Annotated in this window: 24 protein-coding genes and 1 tRNA gene; 10 read left to right on the top strand and 15 right to left on the bottom strand. The window is 28.0% G+C overall.

Features of this window, described 5'->3' with window-relative positions:
* Positions 1-8: 8 nt before the first annotated feature.
* From AAHM83_RS01615 to AAHM83_RS01605, 3 genes are all read right to left on the bottom strand, one after another.
* Positions 9-647, bottom strand: coding sequence for a 50S ribosomal protein L25 (locus tag AAHM83_RS01615; protein ID WP_342261753.1), 639 nt, complete (start codon positions 645-647; stop codon positions 9-11).
* Positions 648-787: 140 nt separating this feature from the next.
* Positions 788-1,234, bottom strand: a complete 447-nt coding sequence (dut, locus tag AAHM83_RS01610) for a dUTP diphosphatase (protein WP_342261752.1) — start codon at positions 1,232-1,234, stop codon at positions 788-790.
* Positions 1,235-1,274: 40 nt separating this feature from the next.
* The gene (locus AAHM83_RS01605) at positions 1,275-1,970 is read right to left on the bottom strand and encodes a YebC/PmpR family DNA-binding transcriptional regulator (protein ID WP_342261751.1); all 696 of its coding nucleotides are present in this window, start codon (positions 1,968-1,970) and stop codon (positions 1,275-1,277) included.
* Positions 1,971-2,079: 109 nt separating this feature from the next.
* Between AAHM83_RS01605 and AAHM83_RS01600 the strand changes: the two genes are divergently transcribed.
* Complete coding sequence (locus tag AAHM83_RS01600; RefSeq protein WP_342261750.1) at positions 2,080-2,667, top strand: crossover junction endodeoxyribonuclease RuvC; 588 nt, start codon at positions 2,080-2,082, stop codon at positions 2,665-2,667.
* A gap of 30 nt (positions 2,668-2,697) precedes the next feature.
* Here the strand turns inward: AAHM83_RS01600 and AAHM83_RS01595 are convergent, their stop codons facing one another.
* Positions 2,698-4,437: a ComEC/Rec2 family competence protein gene (locus tag AAHM83_RS01595; protein ID WP_342261749.1), complete on the bottom strand. Its 1,740-nt coding sequence runs from the start codon at positions 4,435-4,437 to the stop codon at positions 2,698-2,700.
* A 285-nt stretch (positions 4,438-4,722) separates the two neighbouring features.
* Between AAHM83_RS01595 and AAHM83_RS01590 the strand changes: the two genes are divergently transcribed.
* The gene (locus AAHM83_RS01590; RefSeq protein WP_342261748.1) at positions 4,723-5,079 is read left to right on the top strand and encodes a YraN family protein; all 357 of its coding nucleotides are present in this window, start codon (positions 4,723-4,725) and stop codon (positions 5,077-5,079) included.
* 238 nt (positions 5,080-5,317) lie between these two features.
* Here AAHM83_RS01590 and AAHM83_RS01585 read toward each other — a convergent pair whose 3' ends face one another.
* The 4 genes from AAHM83_RS01585 to AAHM83_RS01570 form a co-directional block, all read right to left on the bottom strand.
* Entirely contained in the window at positions 5,318-6,067 is a 750-nt protein-coding gene (locus tag AAHM83_RS01585) for a hypothetical protein (RefSeq protein WP_342261747.1), read from the bottom strand.
* A gap of 82 nt (positions 6,068-6,149) precedes the next feature.
* Positions 6,150-7,322: a histidine--tRNA ligase gene (gene hisS / locus AAHM83_RS01580; protein WP_342261746.1), complete on the bottom strand. Its 1,173-nt coding sequence runs from the start codon at positions 7,320-7,322 to the stop codon at positions 6,150-6,152.
* The gene (locus AAHM83_RS01575; protein ID WP_342261745.1) at positions 7,319-7,543 is read right to left on the bottom strand and encodes a hypothetical protein; all 225 of its coding nucleotides are present in this window, start codon (positions 7,541-7,543) and stop codon (positions 7,319-7,321) included. The genes hisS and AAHM83_RS01575 overlap by 4 nt, the downstream gene beginning before the upstream one ends.
* Positions 7,544-7,638: 95 nt before the next feature.
* A tRNA-Asp gene (locus AAHM83_RS01570) sits at positions 7,639-7,715 on the bottom strand.
* 205 nt (positions 7,716-7,920) lie between these two features.
* Here AAHM83_RS01570 and topA point away from each other — a divergent pair.
* Positions 7,921-10,179: a type I DNA topoisomerase gene (gene topA, locus AAHM83_RS01565; RefSeq protein ID WP_342261744.1), complete on the top strand. Its 2,259-nt coding sequence runs from the start codon at positions 7,921-7,923 to the stop codon at positions 10,177-10,179.
* Here the strand turns inward: topA and AAHM83_RS01560 are convergent.
* Positions 10,176-10,559 (bottom strand): hypothetical protein, encoded by a 384-nt coding sequence (locus tag AAHM83_RS01560; RefSeq protein WP_342261743.1) that lies wholly within the window; start codon positions 10,557-10,559, stop codon positions 10,176-10,178. The genes topA and AAHM83_RS01560 overlap by 4 nt on opposite strands.
* An 83-nt stretch (positions 10,560-10,642) precedes the next feature.
* On the opposite strand from AAHM83_RS01560, the gene AAHM83_RS01555 reads away from it, so the two are divergent.
* From AAHM83_RS01555 to AAHM83_RS01535, 5 genes are all read left to right on the top strand, one after another.
* A complete protein-coding gene (locus AAHM83_RS01555) occupies positions 10,643-11,290 on the top strand; it encodes a ribonuclease H-like domain-containing protein (protein ID WP_342261742.1) in 648 nt (215 codons plus the stop codon).
* A complete protein-coding gene (locus tag AAHM83_RS01550; protein WP_342261741.1) occupies positions 11,290-12,312 on the top strand; it encodes a hypothetical protein in 1,023 nt (340 codons plus the stop codon). Before AAHM83_RS01555 ends, AAHM83_RS01550 begins: the two co-directional genes overlap by 1 nt.
* A 33-nt stretch (positions 12,313-12,345) precedes the next feature.
* Positions 12,346-13,011 (top strand): ATP-binding cassette domain-containing protein, encoded by a 666-nt coding sequence (locus AAHM83_RS01545; protein WP_342261740.1) that lies wholly within the window; start codon positions 12,346-12,348, stop codon positions 13,009-13,011.
* A gap of 390 nt (positions 13,012-13,401) precedes the next feature.
* On the top strand, positions 13,402-14,436 hold the full coding sequence (gene pheS / locus AAHM83_RS01540; RefSeq protein WP_342261739.1) for a phenylalanine--tRNA ligase subunit alpha: 1,035 nt from the start codon (positions 13,402-13,404) through the stop codon (positions 14,434-14,436).
* Between the two features lie 3 nt (positions 14,437-14,439).
* The gene (locus AAHM83_RS01535) at positions 14,440-14,904 is read left to right on the top strand and encodes a hypothetical protein (protein ID WP_342261738.1); all 465 of its coding nucleotides are present in this window, start codon (positions 14,440-14,442) and stop codon (positions 14,902-14,904) included.
* A 73-nt stretch (positions 14,905-14,977) separates the two neighbouring features.
* On the opposite strand, the gene AAHM83_RS01530 is transcribed toward AAHM83_RS01535, so the two are convergent.
* From AAHM83_RS01530 to AAHM83_RS01510, 5 genes are read right to left on the bottom strand one after another with little or no spacing between them, the layout of a single operon-like run.
* Complete coding sequence (locus tag AAHM83_RS01530; RefSeq protein WP_342261737.1) at positions 14,978-16,114, bottom strand: Hsp70 family protein; 1,137 nt, start codon at positions 16,112-16,114, stop codon at positions 14,978-14,980.
* 23 nt (positions 16,115-16,137) lie between these two features.
* Positions 16,138-16,635, bottom strand: a complete 498-nt coding sequence (locus AAHM83_RS01525; protein ID WP_342261736.1) for a hypothetical protein — start codon at positions 16,633-16,635, stop codon at positions 16,138-16,140.
* Between the two features lie 43 nt (positions 16,636-16,678).
* Positions 16,679-17,440 (bottom strand): TatD family hydrolase, encoded by a 762-nt coding sequence (locus tag AAHM83_RS01520; protein WP_342261735.1) that lies wholly within the window; start codon positions 17,438-17,440, stop codon positions 16,679-16,681.
* Positions 17,441-17,481: 41 nt separating this feature from the next.
* On the bottom strand, positions 17,482-17,799 hold the full coding sequence (locus tag AAHM83_RS01515; RefSeq protein ID WP_342261734.1) for an HIT family protein: 318 nt from the start codon (positions 17,797-17,799) through the stop codon (positions 17,482-17,484).
* Between the two features lie 59 nt (positions 17,800-17,858).
* A complete protein-coding gene (locus tag AAHM83_RS01510) occupies positions 17,859-20,648 on the bottom strand; it encodes an AAA family ATPase (protein WP_342261733.1) in 2,790 nt (929 codons plus the stop codon).
* A 106-nt stretch (positions 20,649-20,754) separates the two neighbouring features.
* On the opposite strand from AAHM83_RS01510, the gene clpX reads away from it, so the two are divergent.
* On the top strand, positions 20,755-22,008 hold the full coding sequence (gene clpX / locus AAHM83_RS01505) for an ATP-dependent Clp protease ATP-binding subunit ClpX (RefSeq protein WP_342261732.1): 1,254 nt from the start codon (positions 20,755-20,757) through the stop codon (positions 22,006-22,008).
* Positions 22,009-22,125: 117 nt separating this feature from the next.
* Entirely contained in the window at positions 22,126-22,533 is a 408-nt protein-coding gene (locus tag AAHM83_RS01500) for a hypothetical protein (RefSeq protein WP_342261731.1), read from the top strand.
* Between the two features lie 316 nt (positions 22,534-22,849).
* Here the strand turns inward: AAHM83_RS01500 and gyrA are convergent, their stop codons facing one another.
* Positions 22,850-25,471: a DNA gyrase subunit A gene (gene gyrA / locus AAHM83_RS01495; protein ID WP_342261730.1), complete on the bottom strand. Its 2,622-nt coding sequence runs from the start codon at positions 25,469-25,471 to the stop codon at positions 22,850-22,852.
* Between the last annotated feature and the right edge of the window lie 34 nt (positions 25,472-25,505).

The raw sequence follows: 25,505 nt of genomic DNA, 5'->3' as shown, positions 1-25,505 counted from the left end.
AAAAAAATTTATTTTTTAGCAGCAGTTTTTGCTGAAGCAGAAGAACTAGAAGAAGCTTCAGACGAAGAATCAGAAGCCTTTTTTCTTAAAGAAGAAATACTAGCAATAGTATCAGTTGATTTACTACCAACCAATAAAACATTTTTAGGTATTTCAATAGAAGAGAGCCTAATTGGTGTTTTTGCTTTAGCATTAGATAAGTCACACTCTAAGCAATCAGGCATGTTTTCCGGAGTTGCTTTTAAAACCAAAGTGGATTTTACAATGTTTAAAATTGCACCTAATTTAATATCATTACACAATTCTGCGTTTTTATAAACAATTGGAACCCTCATCTTAAACTCAACACTAGGAACAACTATTTGGAAATCAATGTGTAAAATTTTTTCAGAAACGGAGTCTTTTTGTAAAACTTTTGCAACAACAATGCGCTTACTATTATTAAAATCAACGTTTGTAAATTTATTAAATAAAGTTTTAGACCTAATTGCCCGTTCAAGATCTTTTAACTCTAAGCAGCCAGAAAAAACTTCTTTTTGACCATAAAAAGTTGCAGGAATTAAGCCCTCACTTCTCAACTTTCTTGCTGCTTTTGACCCTATATCGCTTCTTTCTTTTATAACAAGCTCATAATCATTCAAATTCATCATATTACTCCCAACGCGATTCAGCTTTTAAAATAAAAACCTTTTGACTGTTTTTTCACCTTAATGATACTGTTTTTTTGAAAAAAAAAATAGTCCAGGCATAATGTTTTTTGTCAAAAAAAGCAAAACAACAAAAAAATTTAAATTTTTGTTGAACCAAACCCTCCAGATCTACTTTCTTTTATATCGCTTTTTTTTCTAAAAACAGATAAACCATCACTTAAAACCATTTCTGGCGCTTCAACCTTAGAAAAAACCATTTGAGCAACTCTATCTCCAACGCTCACCTTAAAAACATTATCAGATAAATTCATTAAAATCACAGCAACCTCTCCTCTATAATCAGAATCAATAGTGCCCGGAGAATTTAAAACAAAAACTTGATTTTTTAAAGCAAAACCAGAACGAGAACGAATTTGAGCTTCATAACCAACTTCAATTTCCATGCAAAACCCCAAATTAATCAAACCAACCTTTTTAGGCTCAATTTCTAAATCAACACAGGAAAAAAGATCATAACCAACGCTACCTTCCGTTTGCCGCTCTGGCAGACGGCCGCCAGTCAATAAATTAAAAACAACCTTCATATAATAAAATAATAAACAAATTTACAAAAAATTTATAGAATTAATTGTCAGAATAATTATGCCAACAAGCCTCAACAGATTCGTTTTCTTCAAGTTTTTCAATCAAAGCTTCCACAGCTTCCAAACTTCCTTTTGTAGCACAAGTATTAGGCTCATAAGTAATACCAGCAAAAATAATTGGCCAATTTTTTTCAAGTTCAACTTGAGCTTGATTATGCATGTCCACAGAAAACTTTGCAATATTTCCAGAAACATCCAAAGCACCAATCGAAGCTGAGTCTAATAAAAAATCCTCTTCTTTGTCTTTTGGAACCTCACATTCAACTTTTGAAATCTTATTAAACATAAAAACAACAGAGTTTGGCTCAGCAATTGATCCATTCGCACGACTAAAAATATATCTAATTTCAGGAGCGGTCTTATTCTTATTACAAGTATGAGCTAAAACAATGATAGCAACACCATCAAGATACCCCTCATAAACAATAGTTTCAACTTTTTCATTAGGATCAATCTTAGTCTCTATAGCTTTTTTAATAATATCCTTTGGAACATTAGCATTCTGTGCCATTTTTAAAGCTAGCCTAAGCCTAGGATTAAAATCAGGATTGTTTGAAGACCCCTCTTTTACAGCAACAGTTATAATTTTAGCAATTTTCATAAAAACCTTTGCTCTTTTTTTATCCATAGCGTTTTTTTTACCTGCTACGTTCTTTGCGTGTGAATGTCCTGCCATTAAGCCCAATATACACTTTTTTTTAAATTTTGTTTAGCTAAATAAAAAAACTTACCCCCCCCATCATCTATCTAAAAAGACAAATAAAATGATTAAATAAACAATAGTAATGAAAAAAACAACAGGAGAATTAATAGGAGAACACATAAAAACAAACAAAGAAAATAAAATCATTCTAGGAATAGATCCAGGCCTACACTTTTTAGGAATAGGCATAATTGAAATCGATCCAGAAATAATAAACACAATTGAAACAAACAAAAAAAACAAAATAAACCCAATTTCATTAATTCCAATTATAACAAATCATACTCATTTGTTTTTAAAATTAAAAACTAAACGAGAAACCACAGAAAAATTGTTTTTTATATACGAGCAAATAAATCAAATAATAGAAAGATACTCTCCAAATTTAATAATTGTTGAAGATTCGTTTGTGGGGCTAAACAAAAACTCAGCAATAAAATTAGGATTAGCTAGAGGAAGCATTTTAACAGCAATTGGAAAAAACAAAGGAAAAGTAGAAATAATAGCCCCAAAACAAATAAAACTAGAAGTCACACAAAAAGGAAATGCAGAAAAACAAGAGATAGAAAGTTTTTTCAAAAACAACCTAGAAAACTGGAAAAACAGCGAAAAATTCGATAGTACAGATGCATTGGCGGCAGCTTTTTGTGGAATTAAATTTTTTGTATAGCAACAATTAATTTTAGTTCCAAAAAGACCCTTAAAAAAGCACGATTTTTTGCGTTTTATCTATTATTTCTTCAGGTAAAAAAACATAGTCTTTTTTTGTGTTCAAACAATAACATCCTTTTGGCCCTGATCTTACTATTCCTATATCATTAATTATAATTTTTCCGCAATCTTCTTTAAAAACACCTATATCTTTACCATCATAAACGGGTAAGTTGTAATATTCAGACAAAATCTCTCCATTTTTTCCACTTTTTGGATAAACATATATTTTATCTTTTAATACTAATGCTATCATAGAAGCGTTCACCAAAACAAAAGGTTTTTTGTTATATGCACGAATTATTCCTATTAACAAAAACAAATAACCCAATGCTAAAAAAACATATCTAACTCTCTCTTTTATTATAGAAAAAATTAAAAAAAACGATAAAAAAACAACAAAAAACAGATAAAAAACAGGTAAAAAATGAATATTTCCAGCTGTTTTTGATAAAAAAATGATCAATTTTTCAAAAAAAATAAACTCATAATTAATAATTAATGCAAAATATTTAGCTAAAAAACTTGGCAAAAAAATATAAATTAATAGTGATGGAGTAATTAAAAAACTTAACAAGGGAGTTGTTATTAAATTAGATAAAAAAGGCTGTAAACAAATTTGTTTAAACTGAAAAATTGAAATTGGCCCGATTAATGACATAGCTGATAAAGTCGTCCAAAACGAAGATAACACCTTGTTTTTTATATTTTTGTTTAACGAGTAAATCCCTAAAACTCCACCAAATGAAAGCTGAAAACTCAAATCATATATAGCTTCTGGGTTAATCATTAAAATTATCGATGCGGTTAACAAAACACTTTCTACATCATTTTTTCTGCCATTAAACAACATAAACAGAGAAACAGACGACATAAAAAGAGTTCTTAACAACGGATACTCAAATCCAACCAAATAACAATATATCACTATTGAAAAAATCGAGAACAACTGAGCTGACACAAACAATGGAATTGTGAAAGCAGACTTTAAGTAAAAAGTTCCAATCATAAAATAGAAAATATAAAACAGTAAAATTAAAACAACACTCAAATTTAATATAGAAACACCTAAAACATGAGATAAACCAGCTTTTTCGTATACTTTTCTTCTTTCTTTTGAAATAGAAAAAGTGTCTGATAAAAATATCGCACAACAAAAATCTGCTGCATCTAAACTTAAATAAGTATGAAATTTTTCTCTTAAATAATTCTTTAAATTATGATTCTTGGTTTTTTTAATTTTAAATGTTTTTATTACACCTCTAGGCTTCATTCTTCTATCATTCATAAATTGCATTGGAATATGAAACCTACCTATTGCTTCAATTTTTCCTGCATTTTTTAAAGTCTCTAAGTCATCAACTGCCATAATTGCTTCTTTTGGAAAAGATGGATATTTGTCTAATTCATATTCAAACGAAGTTTTTGGGATATACTTGAAGTTTTTCAGCAATAAATAATTTGCTTTTTCTCTTATTTGATAATCGATTATATCGGCTTGAAAGCTTGTATATCTATAGGAGTAATTAGTTTCAGTAACTTTAAACAAACCACGAATACAACCTAATAAAAAAAAAATCAGTATTCTTCTTATTTTTGGAGTGATTTTTTTATAAAAAACTGTGAAAATAGAAATTAAAAAACAAATACTTTTAATTCCTAGCCCCAAATACAAACCAGCCGTTAGAAAAATTGGTGCCAAACTTTGTAGTTGATAAATATTTACCATTTATTTGATAGTATATACTAATTTTTTAGCCTGTATAGTTGCTGCCAATAATCTTTATAATCAAAAAATTCTGTCAATTAAAAAATCACAACTTCAGAATTTATCTCGAAGATAAGGTGATGCTATTTTATTTATTTTAAACAATAAACAGACATTCCTTAGGCTCGATGAAATTGGGTGCTTCTTTTACCCTTCTGGAGAAAACAAAAGATCTCCATTTGTAAATGAACCGTGTTTTGTTTTTTCTTTACAAATTTTGTTGTTTTTTATATGTTTAATAAACAGGTGAAAATTTTTGAAAAAGGGCTTTTTTTTGAAAAAATTGCAGATAAAATTTTAAAGCAAAAAGGGCTTTTGATTGTTGGGACAAGAATAAAATCTAAAACTGGAGAAATCGATATACTTGCAAAAAACAACGACAAAACTTTTTATATAGTTGAGGTTAAGCATAGAAAAAACATTGATAATGCAGCCTATTCAATTTCGCATACACAATGTAAACGATCCATAACAACCTTTTTTGAATTTATGAACAAAAACAAGCTCGAATATTCAAATTTATACTATATAACAATTTTATTTGATAACAAAAAATATAAAATAATTAACGTAGATTTTTCATTTTTTGTAGATTTTGTTTAGCTAAGCTTTGTTACATAAGAATATGGATTTCTTCGATTAAGTACTGGTTGTATTGCAGGAGTTTTTGATAAGTAATTACTCTTTTTTCCCACAAAAACGAGTAATTTGAACCACTTGCTTCAGGCTCTAATTGAATTTGAGAAATCGAATTTTTTTGAACGGAAGTTTCACTTACTGCTTGCTCAACCTCTGAACTATTTGACTGAATTGAGTGTCCCTCTTGTTTATTGTTGGCTACTTACTCAACTTTTTTTAATAATATATTTTGTAACTTTTGTTCATATGCTTGTTCTTGCTCTGCTAACCTTTGCTCAAACTTTAAAGACATATCTTTTAACTTTTTTTGATTTTCTTTTTGTTGATCAGCTAACTTTTGTTCTAAGTTTGTAATTTGCTCTTTTAAGCTTTTAAGACCGTTCTTATTAACGCTTTTCACATCAACCAACTGCTTTTTTAGCTCTTCATTAGCAGCACTTTTTTGACTCAAATCAAATAACTTGGCATCCATCTTATTTTCTATTTTTTTTTGCCAAGTAATAATTTCCTCCTTAAACTTATAAGTCCATAAATTCATAGAGTCCATCTCCTTTTTTACATTTGTATGAATAGACAAAAACATACTAGGAATTTCCTTCAAATCGCGCTGTTGTTCATTATAATTACGCTCAACTTTTGATAAACGGTCAAAGGTGTACAGAAATTTTTTTTCTAATTCTGTTTCTAACTTAGCCTTCCATTGTTTTTCCGCCTCAAAAATAGACACTCCTTCGTTGCTAGTGCTTTGAAATAACCCCAATTGATTTTTTATATCTGACACATCTTTTTTAAGATTTTCAACAGAGTCCAAAAAATTTGTGTACGAAAGGTCGACAATAGTTTTAGACTGTTGTATAAGACTTATCGAATCCTGCACTAAACTATTATTTACAGGACCTTCAAAATCCAACCCTTCTTTTATCTCCGCTGTTTTTGGTGGAGATAAAATCACAAAACTCAGAAATAAGCAAAATATTTGTTTTATATTCATGCTATTACTATTACACATTTGCTAAATTAATAGAAACATATTTTTAAAGCAATATTATATGACTTCTCAAAGCTTCAATAGAAACCTCTTCTTGGCTAGCTTTTTCAAGGTTTTTTAAAACAACTGAATTATTTTTCACTTCATTTTCACCAATAATAACAGCATAAACACTTGTTTTTGAAGCTGCCTTTAACCCTTTTGAAAGATCAACTCCCCATAGCGGATTAACAGAGAACCCAAAGTCCCTAAGCATAGAAACAACCTTATAAGTATATGCATCCTCATTTAAACTTATAACAGTAACTGTTTTTTTTACATTTTTATAATTTAAAATATCAACAACTCTATCAACCCCCAAGGCAAATCCTATTGCTGGAACTTTAGGTGAGTGAGCTTGTTTTTTTGCGTCTTTATTGTTGCTCAGCTGAGACATCAAACCATCGTAACGCCCACCACCTAAAACAGTTTTTCCTTCGTGCTTATACTCAAAAACAACCCCATTATAATAATCCAATCCCCGAACTAAATATGGGTTATGCTGATGTTTTATGTTTTTTTCTTTTAGTTTTTGCAATAAAAATTCAAAATTTTCTTGATCTTCAAAATTTAATTGCATTTTAGGAACCTTCTCAAACTTTTCTAGTTTATCCAAAATTTTAAAAGGATCTTCTTTTACGTTAAAATACTCGCGTAATTCAGCCCTATAAACCTCACGATCTTCTAAAGTTCCAATAGAGTTTAGTTCAACAGTATATTCAATCCCAATTTTATCCAAAAGCTCACAGCTAGCTAAGATTATTTCTAAATCTATATATTTATGGCTTATTCCTAACCACTCCCAACCAGCTTGGTTAAATTGTCTGTACCGACCTTTTTGTGGACGGTTATATCTAAACATAGGCCCATAGTAACCTAGCCTTAAAAATTTGTTATCTTGAAGAAGATTTAAATCCTTAACAGCTCGCACACAAGAAGCAGTTCCCTCGGGTCTTAACACCCAATTTTCAAAAGATCCTTTGTATTTTCTAACTTCAAAAAGTTCTTTATTACAAATATCAGATTCTTCGCCAGAAGTTCTAAAATATAAATCCGCAGATTCAACCAAGGGCAAATCAATTAAGTCTACAGCATAGCTTGAAGAAACTTCTTCGAAAATTTTTTTTATATATTCAAATTTATGAGAAATTGGAGGTAAATTATCTTTAAATCCCCTCATATAACAAACATATCTCCTTCTTCAATTATATCCTCTTTTTTTGCCACTTTGTTTTCTTCATCTTTAAATAAGGGTGCAAAATTTTCATATTTTATTTCTTGATTTTTAGGCTCAGGAAGAGACCCTATTAACTCTAATATATTGTTAAAATCATTAATAAGATTTTCTTCGGCCTCTGACCAATTTATCATAGATTTTTTTATTAAAGATTTTATATCCATGAAATAAGTTTTACCTGAAAAACCAATCTCTTTCAAGATGTTTTTTAAATCGTTTTATAGAAAAATCATAAAAAACTATACTCAAACAATGTTAATGGCGGGAACAACGGGTCTCGAACCCGCGACCTTTGGCGTGACAAGCCAACGCTCTAACCAACTGAGCTATGTCCCCTGTCCATAAGTTTATTAATTTTTAAAAAAAAAGACAAGAAAAAAAATAAAAAAATTTTTTAACACAAAAAAAACAACATATGCTTCTATGTTTCGCAAAAATCGATTTGACCAACAGGGTTTAATCAAAAACACCGAAAAAAACAAGAAAAAACAACTTAATTACCATAGATTCTTAAGTTTTTTTATGCTAAAAAAAAAGGATAATGATACTAATCTTTGTGGAGTCTCCAAATAAAGCTAAGGCAATTAAAGAATATTTAAAAAATCAAAAAGAAAACTATAAAGTTTTAGCCACGGTTGGACATATAAGAAATTTATCAAAAAAATCTGGCTCAATTAAAACAAATGAAAACTTTGAATACATTTGGGAATTTACGCCACAGTGGAATAAAAACAAATCTGAAATTTTATCAGCAGCCAAAGAAGCCGACCTAATATTAATAGCAAGCGATCCCGATAGAGAAGGAGAAGCAATTGCTTGGCATCTTAATCAAGTCTTAAAAGAAAACAAAATAAAAACACCAACTAAAAGAATTTTATTTCATTCTGTTTCAAAAGAAGCAATTTTAGAATCTATAAATAACACAATGGAAATAAGAAGCGGCTTAGTGGAATCTTACTTAGCCAGAGTGGGATTAGATTATTTATTTGGATATTCAATATCTCAATTATTATGGAGAAAAGTTCCTTGCTGTAAATCTGCTGGTAGAGTGCAATCTGCAAGCTTAAAGTTGATTATAGAAAGAGAAAACGAAATTTTAAATTTTCAAAAGAAAAAATATATAACAATTCACAGCGAATTCAAAAATTCAGAAGGAATTGCGTTATTAACAGAAAATAACGGAGAAAAATTTGAAAATGGAAATATTTTTGAACCAGATAAAGTTAATTTAGAAGTTTTAAAAGAAAGCGTGTTTGAAATAAGCAAAATAACAACACAAATTCAAAAACAAAATGCGCCCGCCCCATTAATTACATCTAGCTTACAGCAATTAGCCTCATCTCAATTAAACTTTCCTCCTAAACTAACAATGCAATGCGCACAAAAACTATATGAAGGCTTTTCAATAAATGGAAATCATACAGGTCTTATTACATATATGAGAACAGATAGCTTCAACATTGAAAAGTCAGCGCTTGATAAAATCAGACAAAAAATAAAAGAAAAATATGGAAACGAATATCTATCAGAAAATATAATAGTTCATTCTAAACAAATAAAAAACGCACAAGAAGCACACGAAGCTATTAGACCAACAAACATAGATTTAGATCCTGAAAAAATAAATTTTCCAGATGTTAATTTAAAAAAATTATACACATTAATATGGAAAAGAACCTTAGCATCTCAATGTAAGCCAGCATTAAGCGAAAAAACTAATATATTAATAAAAGCAGAAAACAAACCTCAAAATAATCTATCGTCATTTTCTATGACAAACTCAATAATGATATTTAATAGCTTCAAAGATATAATTCAAAATGAAGATGAAGAAGAAGAAAAGAAAAATTTAGTTAATTTGAAAAAACTAAAAGAAAACCAAATTTTAGATTTAAAAGAAATATATGAAAAAGATCATGAAACCCAGCCTCCAAAAAGATTTTCAGAAGCAACATTTATTAGCCAATTAGAAAAATTAGGAATAGGAAGACCAAGCACTTATGCAAAAATTTCATCCGTCTTGATTGAAAGAGATTACGTGGAAAAACAAAAAAAAATAATAATTCCAACTCAAAAAGGTTGGATAGTTACAGCTTTTTTATCATCCTATTTTAAAAACGAAATAGCTTATGAATTTACATCCAGCATGGAAGAAAAATTAGACGAACTGGCAAGCTCAAATCAATCCTTTCTCCCCACCCTATCAACTTTTTGGGAAAATTTACAAAATTTAATAAATAATGCAAAAGACTCCTCTCCATTAGAGGTTTCAAAACTAATAGATAAAACATACTCTAATTATTTTTTAGCAAATCAAGAACTATGTGTTTGTGGTAAACCATTAATGTTAAAGGTAACAAGATATGGAGCAATGAGAGGATGCACAAATTATCCAGATTGCACGAACACAATTTCGTTAATAGAAAAAAAAACAAATTCAAAAGAAGCTATTGCAACAACAAAAGAAGGATATGATGTTTTTGTAAAAAACGGCCCATACGGTATGTATGTGCAAATCGAAAATGAAATACAAAAAAAAATTCCAATCCCAAAACAATGGCTAAAAGAAGCAGAAACAATTACTCAAGAACAAGCCTTACTTTTGTGCGAACTACCAAAAGAAATAGGATCATACAATAACAAACCGTTAAAAGTTTCAATTGGAAGGTTTGGACCATACGTACAACACGAAAAAACATTCGTTTCAATTCAAAATTTAAACATAAAAGAAGAAGAGGCTATAAAAAAATTGGAACAAAAACTAGAAAAAACAAACAAAAAAACAATTACCAAAAATTAAAAAAAATCTTTTCTAGAAACTAAATCCCATTTCTTTCCTTTTTCAACCCAATATTTTTCATTATTTTCAACAAAATCAACAAACTTTCCAATAAAGAATTTTTTATCGCACTTATAAATATTTTTAAAATTACAATCTTCAAAACAAATAACCATATCAGCTGGCATTTCCTGATCACTAACAAAAATATGATTTTGATCAAGATAAGGATCATCAAAAACAAAATGAGGAATAGAATTATTCCATAAAAACTTAGAAACATCGTCAACAACAAAAGCATCTTTACACAAAACATTGATTGTTAGTTGCTCTGTTCTTCCTTTTTTTATTAAAACCTTTAGAAGATCTTTATTATTAGAACAAGAATAAAATTGATTCATATATGTAATATAAAGATATCAAAATTTTAAATTAAAAAGGATATAGTATAAAAAATTAAAAAAATATTATAGAATCATAAATGATGAGTAAAAACACAACAAAACAACCAGAAAATATATATGTACATCAAAGCGATCTTCCAGAATGGGTAAAAATAGAAGATTATCCATCTGTTGCAATAGATACAGAATCAATGGGATTATTTCATGAAAGAGATAGATTATGCTTGATTCAACTAACATTTGATGGAAAAAACTGCCATCTAGTTCAGTTTCAAGCGAATAATCTGCAAGAATCACCAAAATTAATAAGGCTATTAGAAAATAAAAAAATTCAAAAAATTTTTCATTTTGCCCGTTTCGATTGTGGATTGTTATTTCATACTTTTGGAGTAATGACAAACAACATTTATTGCACAAAAATAGCGTCAAAACTAGCAAGGACCTATACAGAAAAACATGGATTAAAAACGTTATGCAATGAATTATTAGGAATGGAAATTTCAAAAAAAGAACAATCTTCTGATTGGGGAAAAAGCGTTTTAACACAAGAACAAAAAAACTACGCAGCAGGAGACGTGTTATACTTGCACGAAATAAGAGATAAACTAAATGAAATGTTAGAAAGAGAAGGAAGAAAAAACTTAGCAATAGAATGCTTTGAAGCTTTGAAGTGTATAATAAAATTGGATGGCTCAGGATGGTCAGAAAACCTATTCGCCCACTTATAATGATAAAAATAATTTTTATTTTAATAATAATAAATTTAAAAACAGAAGATATAATTTCTTCAATAATTAACGATGTACAACTAACACTAGAGAAACAAAAAGATATTGAAGTTTTAATAAAAAAATTACAAACAAAATATAATACATCCAGCTCAAATATAGCATTTTATTTATTTGGAATAAAAATAATTTCAAAAATGCAAAAAACACCAGGAACTGTGTTATTGGAAAAATTAACATTTTCTTTTCAACAAGATCAAATAAAAAAAGAAGAAATAACAACTTTTCAAACAATAGGATTCGGAATATCCGCAACAACGCAAGATATTTCATTAGAAGCAAAAAAAATAAACGCATATATAGATCTAAAAAACCATGAAAACATAGATATTACATTTGAATCTGATTATAAGCTAAAATATCAAAATTTTGAATTAGGCAGCAATGAAAGTTTACATTTTAAAGATATGTCTTTGTGTGGGTCAAATTTATGGGGAAGCAATACAACTTATAATATTCAAATCAAATTAAAAGAATTAAACCTTGATTTAAAAACAAAACAAGCAATTTTATGCAAAGCAAAAATAATATATCCAAACCTTGAAATAGAATCAATAATTGAGAAGATAAATGCAAATGAACAATATGTAATATTAAACAACATATTAATATCAATAAAGAATAAAAAAATAAAAATAGAACAAGGAATAATAAACATAAACAACAAAGAAGAAATTCAAATAAAAAACATAAAGTGCAACGAAAAACAAATGCAAATATTTGCTCCAGATGGTGTAATAGAAATAAAAAAAGAACAAATAACACTTAAAAACGTTATAATATATTTTAAAAAATCAAAAATAACGATAGAAAAAGTAATAATTTATCCCCCCTCAAAAACAAAATCAGAATTATTAAATATAAAAATAGAATCAAAAATAACAAAATCAATATCAACAATAAAAAAAGGTTCTTGGAATATTAGTACCAACACATTTAAATTCTCAGAGGGAAATATATAGCTTTCAAAGGTTTTATATAGTATTAATAAATAGATGTTTGAAGCAAAAAATTTAAATGTACTAAATAAAGCTAATAATTTAATTTTTGTAACAAATGTAAACTTTAAAATAAACTCAAACGAAATATGGAGATTAAGAGGACCAAATGGAATTGGCAAATCATCATTTTACGAAGCACTAATAGGATTAAGAGAAATAAACCAAGGAGAAATAATTTTAAACTCATCAATAACATTAAACAATCTGTCATCCATAAAAAGAATAGAGCTAGGATTAAAATATATTCCACAAAAAAATTCATTCTTTCAAGATCTTTCTGTTTATAACAATTTATGTATTTTTGCAGAATATTTAGTGCCCAAAGCCAACGAAAGAGAAGATACGATAAACAAAGCAATTTCAACTTTTCAAATAAATGAATTTGTATATAAAACCCCAAACCAACTATCAGGAGGACAATTAAGACTGTGTGAACTATCAAAACTAATGGTAGGAAAATGTCAACTGGCCTTAATAGACGAACCATTTGCGGCATTAGATATACCAACAATAGAAAATGTATGCGAAATATTTATAAAATTAAAAGAAAAAGGACTAAGTTTTTTAATAAACGATCATAACCTAAAAGCATTAGAATCAATATCAGATTTTGATTTAGCCATAACAAAAACAAACGTCAAAATTATATCAAATCACTAGATTTTTTAGCAAAAACTAGTAGCCTAGAAAAAGGAGGCTCAGATGAAATATATTTTCATTGCTTTTGGATTTTTCATAAACACAACCCACAATAAACAACAATACTTAACATTCAAAATACAAGGTGTTCATATCTTTTAAAAACATATAAAACATATAAAACATATCTAAAAAAATTTCAAATAATTAAAGCAAAAAGAATTTTAAATATTCTTCAAATATATTAATTCAAACAAAAATGCAAAGAAATTTTAAAATAAAAAAAAAGCAGTTTTTTAACGTTTTTTAATCATTTTTGAGTGTTTTTTTAATGTTTTTTTATCATTTTTTAAGCTAAATAAAAGCAAAAAAGAATTCCCAAAATAAAAAAAAGGAACTACAATATTATGTATGAAATTAACATATAATGACCCTGAAAAATATGAGTTAATACAAAATCAAGCAATTGAAATTATTCAAGAAACAAAATCAATTCAAAGTTTACACAAAGTAAAAGCAGAATTAATCGGAGAAAGCGGGTTTATCACAAATGAATTAAAAGGCTTAGGCAAATTAAGCTTAGAGGAAAAAAAATTTTTTGGCCCATTATTAAATGGGATAAAAAACAAAATATCAACCTTAATAAAAGAAAAAGAAGAAGAATTTTCTCAAAAAAACTGCGAAAAAACAGACTTTGGATTGTTGCCAGAAACAGATATTGGCCTAAAACACATAGTTTCAGAGTCAATCGAATTACTACATACAATTTTTAATAATATTGGTTTTGAATTTTTTGAAGGCCCAGATATTGAAAAAACATATTATAATTTTGATGCCTTAAACATGCCAGAGGACCACCCTGCAAGAGATAATAATGATACTTTTTACATGTCTAACGATAAATCAGAACTATTAAGAACTCAAGTTACCGCCGTTCAAATTAGGCTTCTGGAATCGATTTCGAGAATTAATAAAGATATACGAGCTTATTCTATTGGAAATGTTTTTAGAAATGATTCTCATGATGCTACACATTCATGTCAATTTCAACAAATAGAAGGAATAATTCTTGAAAAAGGTGTCACTATGCAACATCTTAAAGGCTTTTTAGAATATTTATTAGAAAGTTTTTTTGAAAGAAAAGTCAAGGTTGAATTTAGACCTTCCTTTTTTCCTTTCACAGAACCTTCTTGCGAAGTTTTTGCATACGCTAAAGTTGAAAATGGCAAATTAATCTTAAGCGAAGATGGTGAACCATTAGAGATTGGTGGATGCGGTATTATTCATCCAACTATTTTAGAGCGATTTAATAAACCAAACGCACAGGCTTTTGCATTTGGTATGGGCTTAGAACGTTGGATTATGTTAAAATATGGCATAAAAAACATCCACTCTTTATACAATAATCAGATAAACGAATTAAAAAACATAAAAAACAGCCTATAAACCATGTTATTATTTTTAATTTTTTCTATTTTCACTTTTTTTTTAATTTTAGTTCAGAGAAAAACACAAAATATAAATTTTTCAATCGACTTTGAAAAAGATCAATTAAAAAGTATTGCTGGCTTTTTACGTTCTCATGAAAATTACGAAAAAATTGATCAAGAAGAAGATCTTGGTATTAGCGAATCTTTTTTTTCATCAAAAATTAAATTAATAAAAAATGAAGAATGTTTACCTTTTGATGCACCATATTTTTTGTATCCAAATTTATTTAAGAATAATTCACAAATGAAAAAAACAACTTTTTTAAACTCTTCTAATCAGGTTTTTCTCAATGAAAGGCTTGTTTCAAAATATGAAATTCAATATTACTCTGGGTTTTTAAGAAATGTTCCATCTGATATTGTTGTTTTTCGTTTAATTATTTTGCCTAACACTGAAGCTTTGATTTTAAACTCAATTATATAGTTTTATACTTCCCTCTTTTAAAATGTAGCTCCTATATTTAATAGCTTTTTTCATTTTCATAATAAAAATAAAATTAATCAAATACAGAAGAAATAGCAAATACTTTATCAAGAACCTTAACTGTTAATATTCCATCACAATCTAGAATAAAATCAACATAAAACTCAACATCAGACTCCAACACAAACTCTCCAAGTTTTTTACATTCAGATGCTATGATGGAAGTACCTTGTAAAATTTTTATTACTGTTTTTTTATTTATCGGAAGGAATTTTTCTGTTTTTTTGACAGGGATTGGAGAGTTTTCTGGAATAATTACTTCTAATTTATCTCCTAAAACTTCAATTCCTAAATTAAAAGGAGTCACGTCTATTAAAAATTGAGACTGATTCAAAAAATTTTCTCCGTATAATGTGGCTCCTTCTGAAACTAATACTTGTAAGTTTTTAGACGAAATAATTTTAAAGTTTTTTTCAAAATAATTATATATATTTTTTAAATAAGATGATCCTCCTGTTAAAATAATAGCTTCTATTTTTTCTTCTAATAATTTTTCTACTATTTTATATGTTTTTTCTAAAACTATATCTAAATCTTCAAAATATTGTGTTTTTTTTAAAAATTCAGCTTCTTTTTCTGAAATTTTCAATTTTTCTGCAATATATTTATCAATATCTATTCCACCAAAGTTTTCTAATCCATCAACTTTTAAAACGTGAAAAATATCTTCATGTTTTTTTATTAAAGTTGCATCAAAAGTTCCTCCGCCTAAATCGTATACTATATATTTTCCATTTTTTAACTTGTTCTGATTAATAACAGAAATTGCTGCCGCTATGGGTTCTTGAATCAATTTAATCACGTTGAAACCAGCAGAAATTGCCGCATATTTTATAAAATATCTATTTAAATCGTTAAATCTTATTGGAACTGTTAAAACACAATTTATTAATATATCTTTTTCATTATTTTGATAAATAATTTGATTTCTTATATAAATAAAAAAATCAACTAAAATTTTTAAAATTTTATTGTTATCAGAAAAAGCCTCTTGGTTTAATTCTTTTAATAATACTCTTTTTAAATGTTTTATTCTGCTATTTTCAGTTGGCAAAAAAATAGAATCTTGAAAAGTAATAAATTTTATTTCTTCGTTTTGGAAATATGAAACTACCGTATATGTTGTTCCAAAATCTATACCGTATATCATCTTTTTATTCTAACATAAAATTTTTATTCTGATCTAACTATTTTTCGATTTTGGTCTGACGTTGCTTTTGACTCTGACCTCACTCTCTTTGTGCGCTCTTGTACTATAATATGCTTCAAATTATTTACATGATATCTATTTATCATTTGTAAATATTCTGAACGCTCTTTTGAATTTTCTAAATTAAAAAACTCTTTTTCTTTTTCCTCTTCTTCATTTAAACTATTTGTATAATATTTTACATAACGAAACACAGCATTACATTGATCAAAATTTTCTTTATTGCGAGAAAAAAAACGATTAAACATAAACACTGAATCTTTAATCATTAAATATTGAAAATTTTGAATACCATAAAAATCTTTAGAATGAGTTATATCAAAAAGATTAATAAAGTAAATATGCAGCTTCTGTTCATTTGCAGCCAACAAATGATCTAAACCAGGTTCAATATTATTTTGATTTTGATTCGCTAAACTGGGAGAGTGAACAAAATGGAATAAAAATAAAAAAAATCTCATGGACTTACAATACACTTAAAAACATAACTGATTTTATAAAAACTCAACTTTTCCAATATAACTTATCAAAATTTTTATTTACAATTTCAGAAAAAACTTCTTCTTTTATATTTAAAAACTGAGAAATAAATTCACCAACATATTTAACATATGATGGCCTATTTATTTTTCCTCTTTTAGGTACTGGCGCTAAGTAAGGAGCATCTGTTTCTATTAAAAAATTCTCAACAGGTAAAGTTTTCATTAGGTCTCGTATTGCTTCTGCTTTTTTAAACGTTATTATACCTGAAAAAGATATAAAAAAATTTCTATCAATTGCAAATTGTGCTAATTTTTTACCACCAACAAAACAATGAAAAACTCCTCTTAAATTTGGAAATTTTTTTAATTCTTGCATTGTTAATTCTTCTATTTTTCCATCTCCAGCATCTCTTATGTGCAAAACAACTGGCAAGTCATATTTAAGCGCTAAATTAGCTTGTCGTTCAAATGCTTCAATTTGTGGCTCTATTTCTGACTGAAAATCAAAACCCGTTTCTCCAATTGCATTATAATTTAAAATTACAGATTCTAAAAAATTCCAGTCTGTTTTAGCAAAATCATTCGTTGGGTGTTCACCAATCACAATCGCTGTATTATATTTTTCTTTACATTTCATTAAAAAATCATGCTCTGCAAAAGATTCTCCAGCTGCTACACAGCATATTTTTGATATACCATTTTCTAATGCTTCCTCTATAGACTCCAATCCTAAATTTTCATATTGAGGATGACAATGCGAATCTACCCATAAAATTTCTTTCATACTTTTTTACCCTTTTTTTTAATTTATTAACAAGATCACATCTAATAATCAGATATAATGTGCGCGTGTAAATGCATTACCTCTTGGCCAGCTTTTTCACCTATATTAAATTGAACATTAGCATATTCCACCTTATTTAAAAAATTTTTAATACAATCAAAAAAAGCCAATTGCTCATCTTCAGAAGCGTTGTTTAAAAAATCTTTTAAATCAGAGTAATTATTTTTAGGTAAAATTAACCAATGGTTTTTGGCTTTAGGGGCAATATCATTAATAACTAAAACATACTCATTTTCAAAAACAACTTCAGAATTAATCGCTTTTTTAATAATTTTAGTGAAAATATTTTCAGAATACATACAAGAATTATTAAAAATATAATAAAAAAAAACAATAACTAAGAAATTATATTAATATCTTACTCGCTTACGTTTGATGCTTGTGTATCGACACCTTCTTTAGAAGCTTCTTCTTCAGGATTTTCTGAATAAATAATTTTTGATTCAGGATTTTCTGAATAAATAATTTTTGATATTTCTTCTTGTAATTTAGATGTTTTTTTTTGCAGTTCTATTGCTTCTTTTGTTTTTGGTGTTTTTGTAAGAGGATTTGCAGATTCTACTTCTAGATTCTTAAGTTCAACATCTTTACTTATTAAGTTATTTCTTTTTTCAATGTTTTTTATAAGATTTTCAAAGGCTTCTTTTATATCCGCGGTAATATATTTAATGTTGTGTTTATGAAAGTATTCTTTTAAACCTTGTTGTAATTCTTCATAAGTCCAACCGCTCTTATATACAAATGGGTTTGTAAAGAGGGAAGAAGCTTCTGAAATATTTTGTCTCACCTCTTTCTCAAAGTCTATAGCATGAAAAGTGTGCTTTCCATCTATGTGCATAGATCGAATTCTATCAATCATTGATTGAATAGCAAAAAACCTATTGTTTTTATTTTGAAGATTCGAAAAATCACTAAAACATTTTTTTAATTTTGTCAAATCAATGTTGTCTGGAAAGCTCAAAATTCCCTTATCATCTTCTTTAAACAGCTCTGTATTAATATCAAGCGCATTATTATTTTCATCTGATATAGATAAATCAAGAGTTTTTATTCCTGATTCCAATTTACTAGATAAATTCACAATGCTCTCTTCAAGCTTCTTTTTTTCTTTTTTATAAAACTCTCTTAATTCATTTATTTCAATTTCAGAAACTTCTGGTTTTATTAAAATAATTCCGTTTTCTTTTACTAAAGCAATTTTTCCATTAGAACTTAAAACCTGTTTTATCTCTTCAATTACATCTGAGGATATGTTGCTTAATTCTCTATAAGTAAATGTAGCGTTATCATTTTTTTTGTAATCTAAAATTTGATAATAATAATCGTCAATAGAACATCCGCGTATTTTTATTTTTTCATTCTTTTCCAGATTGTTAAGCAACTCCCCTAATTTAGAATTTTGTAAAAACTTTTTAGCAACACCAACAGATGGATTCATTATATAGAAATATTTTGTACCTCTTCTTAACATTTCTTTTCCCATACCAGATTCTTGAAGACAGTATAAAGGATGACTCAATTTATAGTTTTCAATCGCCAACTCAACAATTCTAACAAACCCTTCTGGTTTATCTGCTAAAAACTCAAGCTCTTTACCATATTTAATTACCCTGCTATAAACATCATAAAAAGCTTCTGTTTTAATAGAATCTTCTAACTTTTTGAATGAGCCAGAAATTTCTTTTGAAAGAGCTAATACCTTGTTATCAGTAGAAAAATCTGAGAAAACTTTTTCTTTTTCTAAACCAGCAATAATTTCTTCTACTGATTTTGGGTTGTGATCATTAGACAAAAGCTCGTTAAAAATCGGGTTTTTCTTTAAAATAGTTGTTACTCTTTCACTAAAGTCTTTTGTCTTAGTTTTTAATTTATTAAACAGCTCATAAATTTCTGGATTGAAGCCTACTATTTTTTCTTTTTTAATATAATTATTTAAAGGTTTAATTAAATCACCTAACATAGTATTAGACAATAAAACATTTTCAATAACCTTTCTCTCTAACTCTCCTGACCTGCTTTCGTATGCACCTGGAAGCAATTTAAAACATCCATTAACTCGAATTTTACCAATTTTTGTTTGATAAAATTTTTTACCCTCAATAAACTCTAACAAGTTTTTTTGAACCCTGGTATAAAAATCATCGGCACCACCACGAATTCCTTTATCAGAAATACAATCAATTTCATCAATTAAAATAAGACATCTAGAAAGAGTTATTAGGTTATGTTTAAATTTATTATCCTCTATAATTGTATTATATCCATTTTCAACCTGTTTGTTTGCTTTTCCTCCAACATAACCTTCTGGAGTGAAGTTGTCTGCGCTTAGCTTAAATAAAGCAATACTATTTAATTCATTTTCTTCAATAAATTTTTCGATTAAATCATATATATATGTTTTTCCTGAGCCTGATCTACCAATGATAAAAATAGAATCACTTTTTCCTTTGCTATAATCACTTATCTTCTTATCGTCTATATAATAATCTGCAAGCGCAACGTTATAAGAACAATGATCAAGAAACGCCTTTATCATTTTTTCTTGTTGCTCATTAGGTGCGTTATTTTTTAAACAATATGTTTTGAAACCAGAAACAACTTTTTTATTATCTTCTCTCCATTTTTTAAGTGAAACTTTTGAAAAAGAGCTTTTTGAGAAAAAGTCATTTTTACCATAAGCATGATAATTTATAGATAAATCAAAATCATCATGCACAATGTTTACAAAAACAGAAACCAAAAACTTCTTGTTTAACGATAAGGCAACTGATGCTCCAACATTGAAGCCCAAAATATTAGTAGCAACACTTAAGCTTACTGGTACTTTTGAAAAATATTCTCTGCTAAACTCTTTGTTTTCCCAATCAAAATAATAAAGAATAGCTCTAAACTCTAATGGCCACCCTTGATATTCTGTATTATAAATTGCACCTGCACCAAGATAAACGTTTAAAGTTGCATCAACTCCAAATACAAATATCGAATATGGTAAAAACAATCCTTTATAACCAACCTCTGCTCTACCCAAAGATAAATCCGCAGATTTCATGCTTTCTGCTTGATTTTTCAAAGAGTCTACATCTGATTTAGACGGTTCGGAACGCATGTCAAAAATAGAGGCTAAAATTAATAAACTTTTATGTTTCATACCTTCAAATATAAATAATAATTATAAAAAACACAAACCCAACTAAATAATAAAAACAGAATAAAGCAATATACAATTAACCTTTTTTTATTGTAAAATATAGGAAATGAATCCTAAAAACGTATGCTCATTTTGTCAAAAAGACAATTTAAAGGTTGAGAAATTAATAGCCGGTAAAAACGCATCAATATGCAACGAATGCTTAGAGTTAGCCCTAGAGGCTTTAAAGCAAGAAAAAAATGAAGCCAATATTGATGAAGATTTTTGGGATATCTCTCCTAAGTTTTTAAAAAATGAGTTTGATAAGTTTGTAATAGGACAAGAAGATGCAAAAAAACAGTTGGCAGTAGTCGTTAGCAACCACTATAAAAGACTATTGTTTCAAAGCTCAGATGTTTTACAAGAAGGCAAGGTGAATCTTCTTATGATTGGTCCTACCAGCTCTGGAAAAACATTATTATTAAAAGTTCTTCAAAAATTATTTTCAAAAAAAGGAATTCCAATTGCTTTTTCAGATGCAACTACATTAACAGAGGCTGGATATGTTGGAGAAGATGTTGAAACAATGCTTTTAAGGTTACTACAAGAATGTGATTTTAACGTTGAAAAAGCCCAAAAAGGTATAATTTTTATAGATGAAATAGATAAAATTGCAACTAAAAATTCAGCAGGATCTTTATCTAGAGATGTTTCTGGCGAAGGAGTTCAACACGCTTTATTAGGTATATTACAAGGAAAAATAGCAAACGTAACACCTGGAAGTAAAAAATCAATTGGTCAAGAAACAATTCAAATAGACACTTCTGATATTTTATTTATTTGCGCTGGAGCTTTTTCTGGTTTAGAAAAAATAATTGACAACAGAACAAACATATCCTCTATTGGTCTTCATGCACAAATCAAAGAAAAAAATGATTTAAAAACATATTCTAATGTTGAAACAGAAGATTTAATAAAATATGGCATGATCCCTGAGTTTGTTGGAAGATTGCCATCTGTTGTTACTTTACAAGAACTATCTAAAGAACAACTTATTAATGTTTTAACAAAACCAGATAACGCTATTATTAAGCAATATCAACAACTATTCAAATGCTCAAATTGTGAACTTATTTTTACAGATGAAGCATTAGATGAAATAGCAACTTTAACACTAAAAAAGAAAATTAGCACAAGAGGATTAAAAGGCGTGATTGAAAAAATTTTAACAGAAACGATGTTTGAGTTAGAGACATTAAAACCTTGTAAGGTTGTTGTGACTAGAGAAAGCGTTCGTACTAATAAAGTTGAGATTCAACATGTTAACGATGGTTTTATAGAAACATTAGAAGATACAAAATCATCTAAAATTTTTAGATAACTAAAAATAAATTATAATTGTTCTAATATCATATGAAAATTAAATAAAATAAATGTTCCAAAAAAAGCATTGAAAAGAGGTCGTTTTAACTATACAGTCTATTTAACAGGACGGCCAATGAAAAAAGTTTCTTTAAATTTTCGCTCTGTTTTTTACTTGTTTCAACTGTATTCACCTCAAGGACAAAAAAACAATGAGTATAAAGAACATACAACACGACAAATAAATATAGAAGAACAAGAAGAAGAGATAAAACAACAGAAAAAATTTTTAAAAAGAAAAAAAAAAGCTTTTTTACTATGGAAAACACATCTAGAATCTTTGGAAAATCAGATAAAAAAAAAGAAAAATATTTTAGAAGCAATAATAAACGATCTAGCTTTACAGAAAACCTCTTTGAATGCTTTGACGAGTTATCTGGAGGAAAAAAAAAATAATGTGGATCCAATGGAAAAAAAACAGACTCAGAGGAAAAAAGGCTGGAAACAAAAAGAGAATATTTATCTTTTTGGAATAAATGTCTAAATGAGCGAGAAAAAATTCTAGATCTCTCAATAAAAAATCAATTAATAAATCTTTCTGATAGGTCAGATTCTGAGAATGAATTTATAGATAAAATCTTAGATTGCTCGTCATATTCCACATTAGATGAAATATCAGATTACACATCAGATGAAAACTCAGATGAAACCAGATACAAAGCTAATGCAACGCAGATAAAATAAAAAAATTACCCCGGGATAAAAAAGAGCTCTTTAAAACATAGGAAAATAATAGCACATAACTAGTAGAAAAATCATTAAAAAGTTTAGCAATATATTATTTTTCAAATTAAAACTATTTAAACCGACTCTTCTGTTTCTGTTACTCTCAATACCTGAGTAATAAAATCATTGGCTGGAAGTTTTATTAAACAAACACCAGATGTAACACGTCCACTTTTTCTTATATCGTTTAAACTTATTCGAATTGTCTGACTATTGTTACTCATTATCAATATTTCATCGTTAGGCTCAACATACACAGCAGATACTAATTCACCTGTTTTATTGTTTATATTCATAGCCTTAGATCCTTTTCCTCCTCTGTTTATTCTCCTATATTCATCAAAAGAAGATCTTTTTCCAAATCCATTTTTTGTTACACACAATATTTCTGCACTAGAATTTAAAATTTTTTCTTCTATCTTATCCACTGAAACACTTTGCAAATCATTTGAACCTAGCTCCCCATTATTTTCTTCAACATTTTTTTTATCATCTTGAACAAAATCATTTTCAAACTCAGTATGAGCATCTAGCGCCACTTTTGTTGCCCCAACAATATGCTCATCATCTTTTAAATTCATTCCACGAATCCCTTGCGAAGATCTACTCTCAAAAATTCGAACATCATCAATAGAAAATCTTATTGCATTACCAATAGAAGAAGTTAAAAGAACGTCATCTCCATCGTTTACTAGCAACACACTATGTAATTTGTTTGAATCGTTTTCTTCAAATTTCATAGCTATTTTTCCATTAACCCTTATATTTAAAAAGTCTGACGATTTATTTTTTCTAACAGTTCCATTACTTGTAACAAAAAATAAATATCCATTATCTGTTTCCATTGGTAAAATCGTTGAAATAAATTCATCATCGTCTAATTTAAACAGGTTTACAGCGGCCCTTCCTCTTGCTGTTAACGAACATTCCGGAATTTGATAGCCCTTAATTTCAAAAACTTTTCCTTTATTTGTGAAAAACAAAACAGAGGTCAAGGTGTTAATCATAAATAAATTAATAATTGGGTCTTCAACTTTTTTATTAGATAGCTTTCCTCTGCCTCCTCTATTTTGAACCTTATATTCTTCTAATTTAACCCTTTTAATGTAACCAGCTGCGCTTATCATAATAACAACATCTTCAGCTTCTATTAAACTTTCTTCACTTAAATCATCCAACATAGTTAATTGATTGGTTCTTCTTTTTCCAGCAAACTTTTCCTTTATCTTTACAAACTCATCTTTCATCAATGACAATCTATATTGCCTATTAATAATAATTTTGTTTTGTTCGTCTATAATAACTTTTAATTCATTTAATTCATCTAAAAGAAGATTTTTTTCTAATTTAGTTAATTTTTGAAGTTTTAAATCTAAAATACCTTTTACTTGCTCTTGTGAAAAATAATATGGATCATCATTAATAAAACCATCCCCTAAAATATCTAAAATAGGAGAATAATGATTTTTGCTCCATGGAAGCATCATTAATTTTTCTTCAGCTTCTTTTGGGTTTTCTGATTCTCTAATTGTTGATATGATCTTATCCAACATATTGGTTGCTAAATACAACCCCCACACTATGTGTGTTTTTGCCAAAGTCTTTTTTAAAATAAACTCAGCTCTTTTTATAACAACTTCTTCTCTAAATTTTAAAAACTCTCTCAAAATTTCTAATAATCCAAAAGTTTGAGGTTTTTCATTGTTTATTGCAACCATGTTAAAACTAAATGAAGATTGAAGCGTTGTTAAAGCAAATATTCTTTGTTTTATAATTTCAATATTTGCATTTTTTTTTAACTCTATAACAATTCTGATAATCTTACTCGATTCGTCTCGAACGTCTGAAACATCATCTAAAACACCTTCTTCAACTAACTCAACTATTTTTTCTATAATTTTTGCTTTAGAAGCTTGATATGGAATTGAAGTTATAATTAAGTTGACTTTTGAACTTACTGCTTCTTCCTCTATGGTGCCCCTTAAAATAACTTTTCCACGCCCTGTTTCATAAGCTCTTTTTAAATCTTTACCACCAAAAAATTCACCACCAGTTGGAAAATCAGGACCCTTTATAAAAGCCATAATCTCGTCTAAAGAAATGTTTTCATTTTCAAGCAAAGCGATAGTAGCATCTAAAACCTCACCTAAATTATGAGGAGGAATATTAGTAGCCATTCCAACAGCTATACCGCTTGATCCGTTTACTAATAAATTTGGAAATTGAGCAGGTAAAACATCAGGAATTTTTAAAGTTGAATCATAGTTTAACTTAAAAGGAACGGTATCTTTGTCATAATCTTGTAATAAATATTCTGAAATTTGTTCCAGTCTAGCCTCTGTATAACGAGATGAAGCAGCCTTATCTCCATCTATAGAACCAAAGTTGCCCTGGCCTCGCACTAAAGGAGATGACATTATAAAACTTTGAGCTAAATGCACCAAAGCTTCATAAATAGGAGCATCACCATGAGGATGATATTTACCCAAAACATCACCAACAATACGACCACATTTCTTGAATGGTTTGTTGTATCTAAAACCAGATTCAAACATAGAATAAAGAATTCTACGCTGCACAGGCTTCAAACCATCCTGCAATCTAGGAAGGGCTCTTCCTTTGATAACACTCATAGCATAAACACCATATGCGGTTGCTAGCTGTTCATTTAATAAAAAAGTTGATGACATATTCATATTAATTAAAACATAAAACTGCTTTGTTCTCAAT

It is taken from the genome of Alphaproteobacteria bacterium endosymbiont of Tiliacea citrago (assembly GCF_964031065.1).
Lineage (GTDB): Bacteria > Pseudomonadota > Alphaproteobacteria > CAJXXZ01 > DAHXLG01.
The sequence above is the reverse complement of the archived record's forward strand: the minus strand, read 5'-3'. Positions and strand labels throughout refer to the sequence as shown.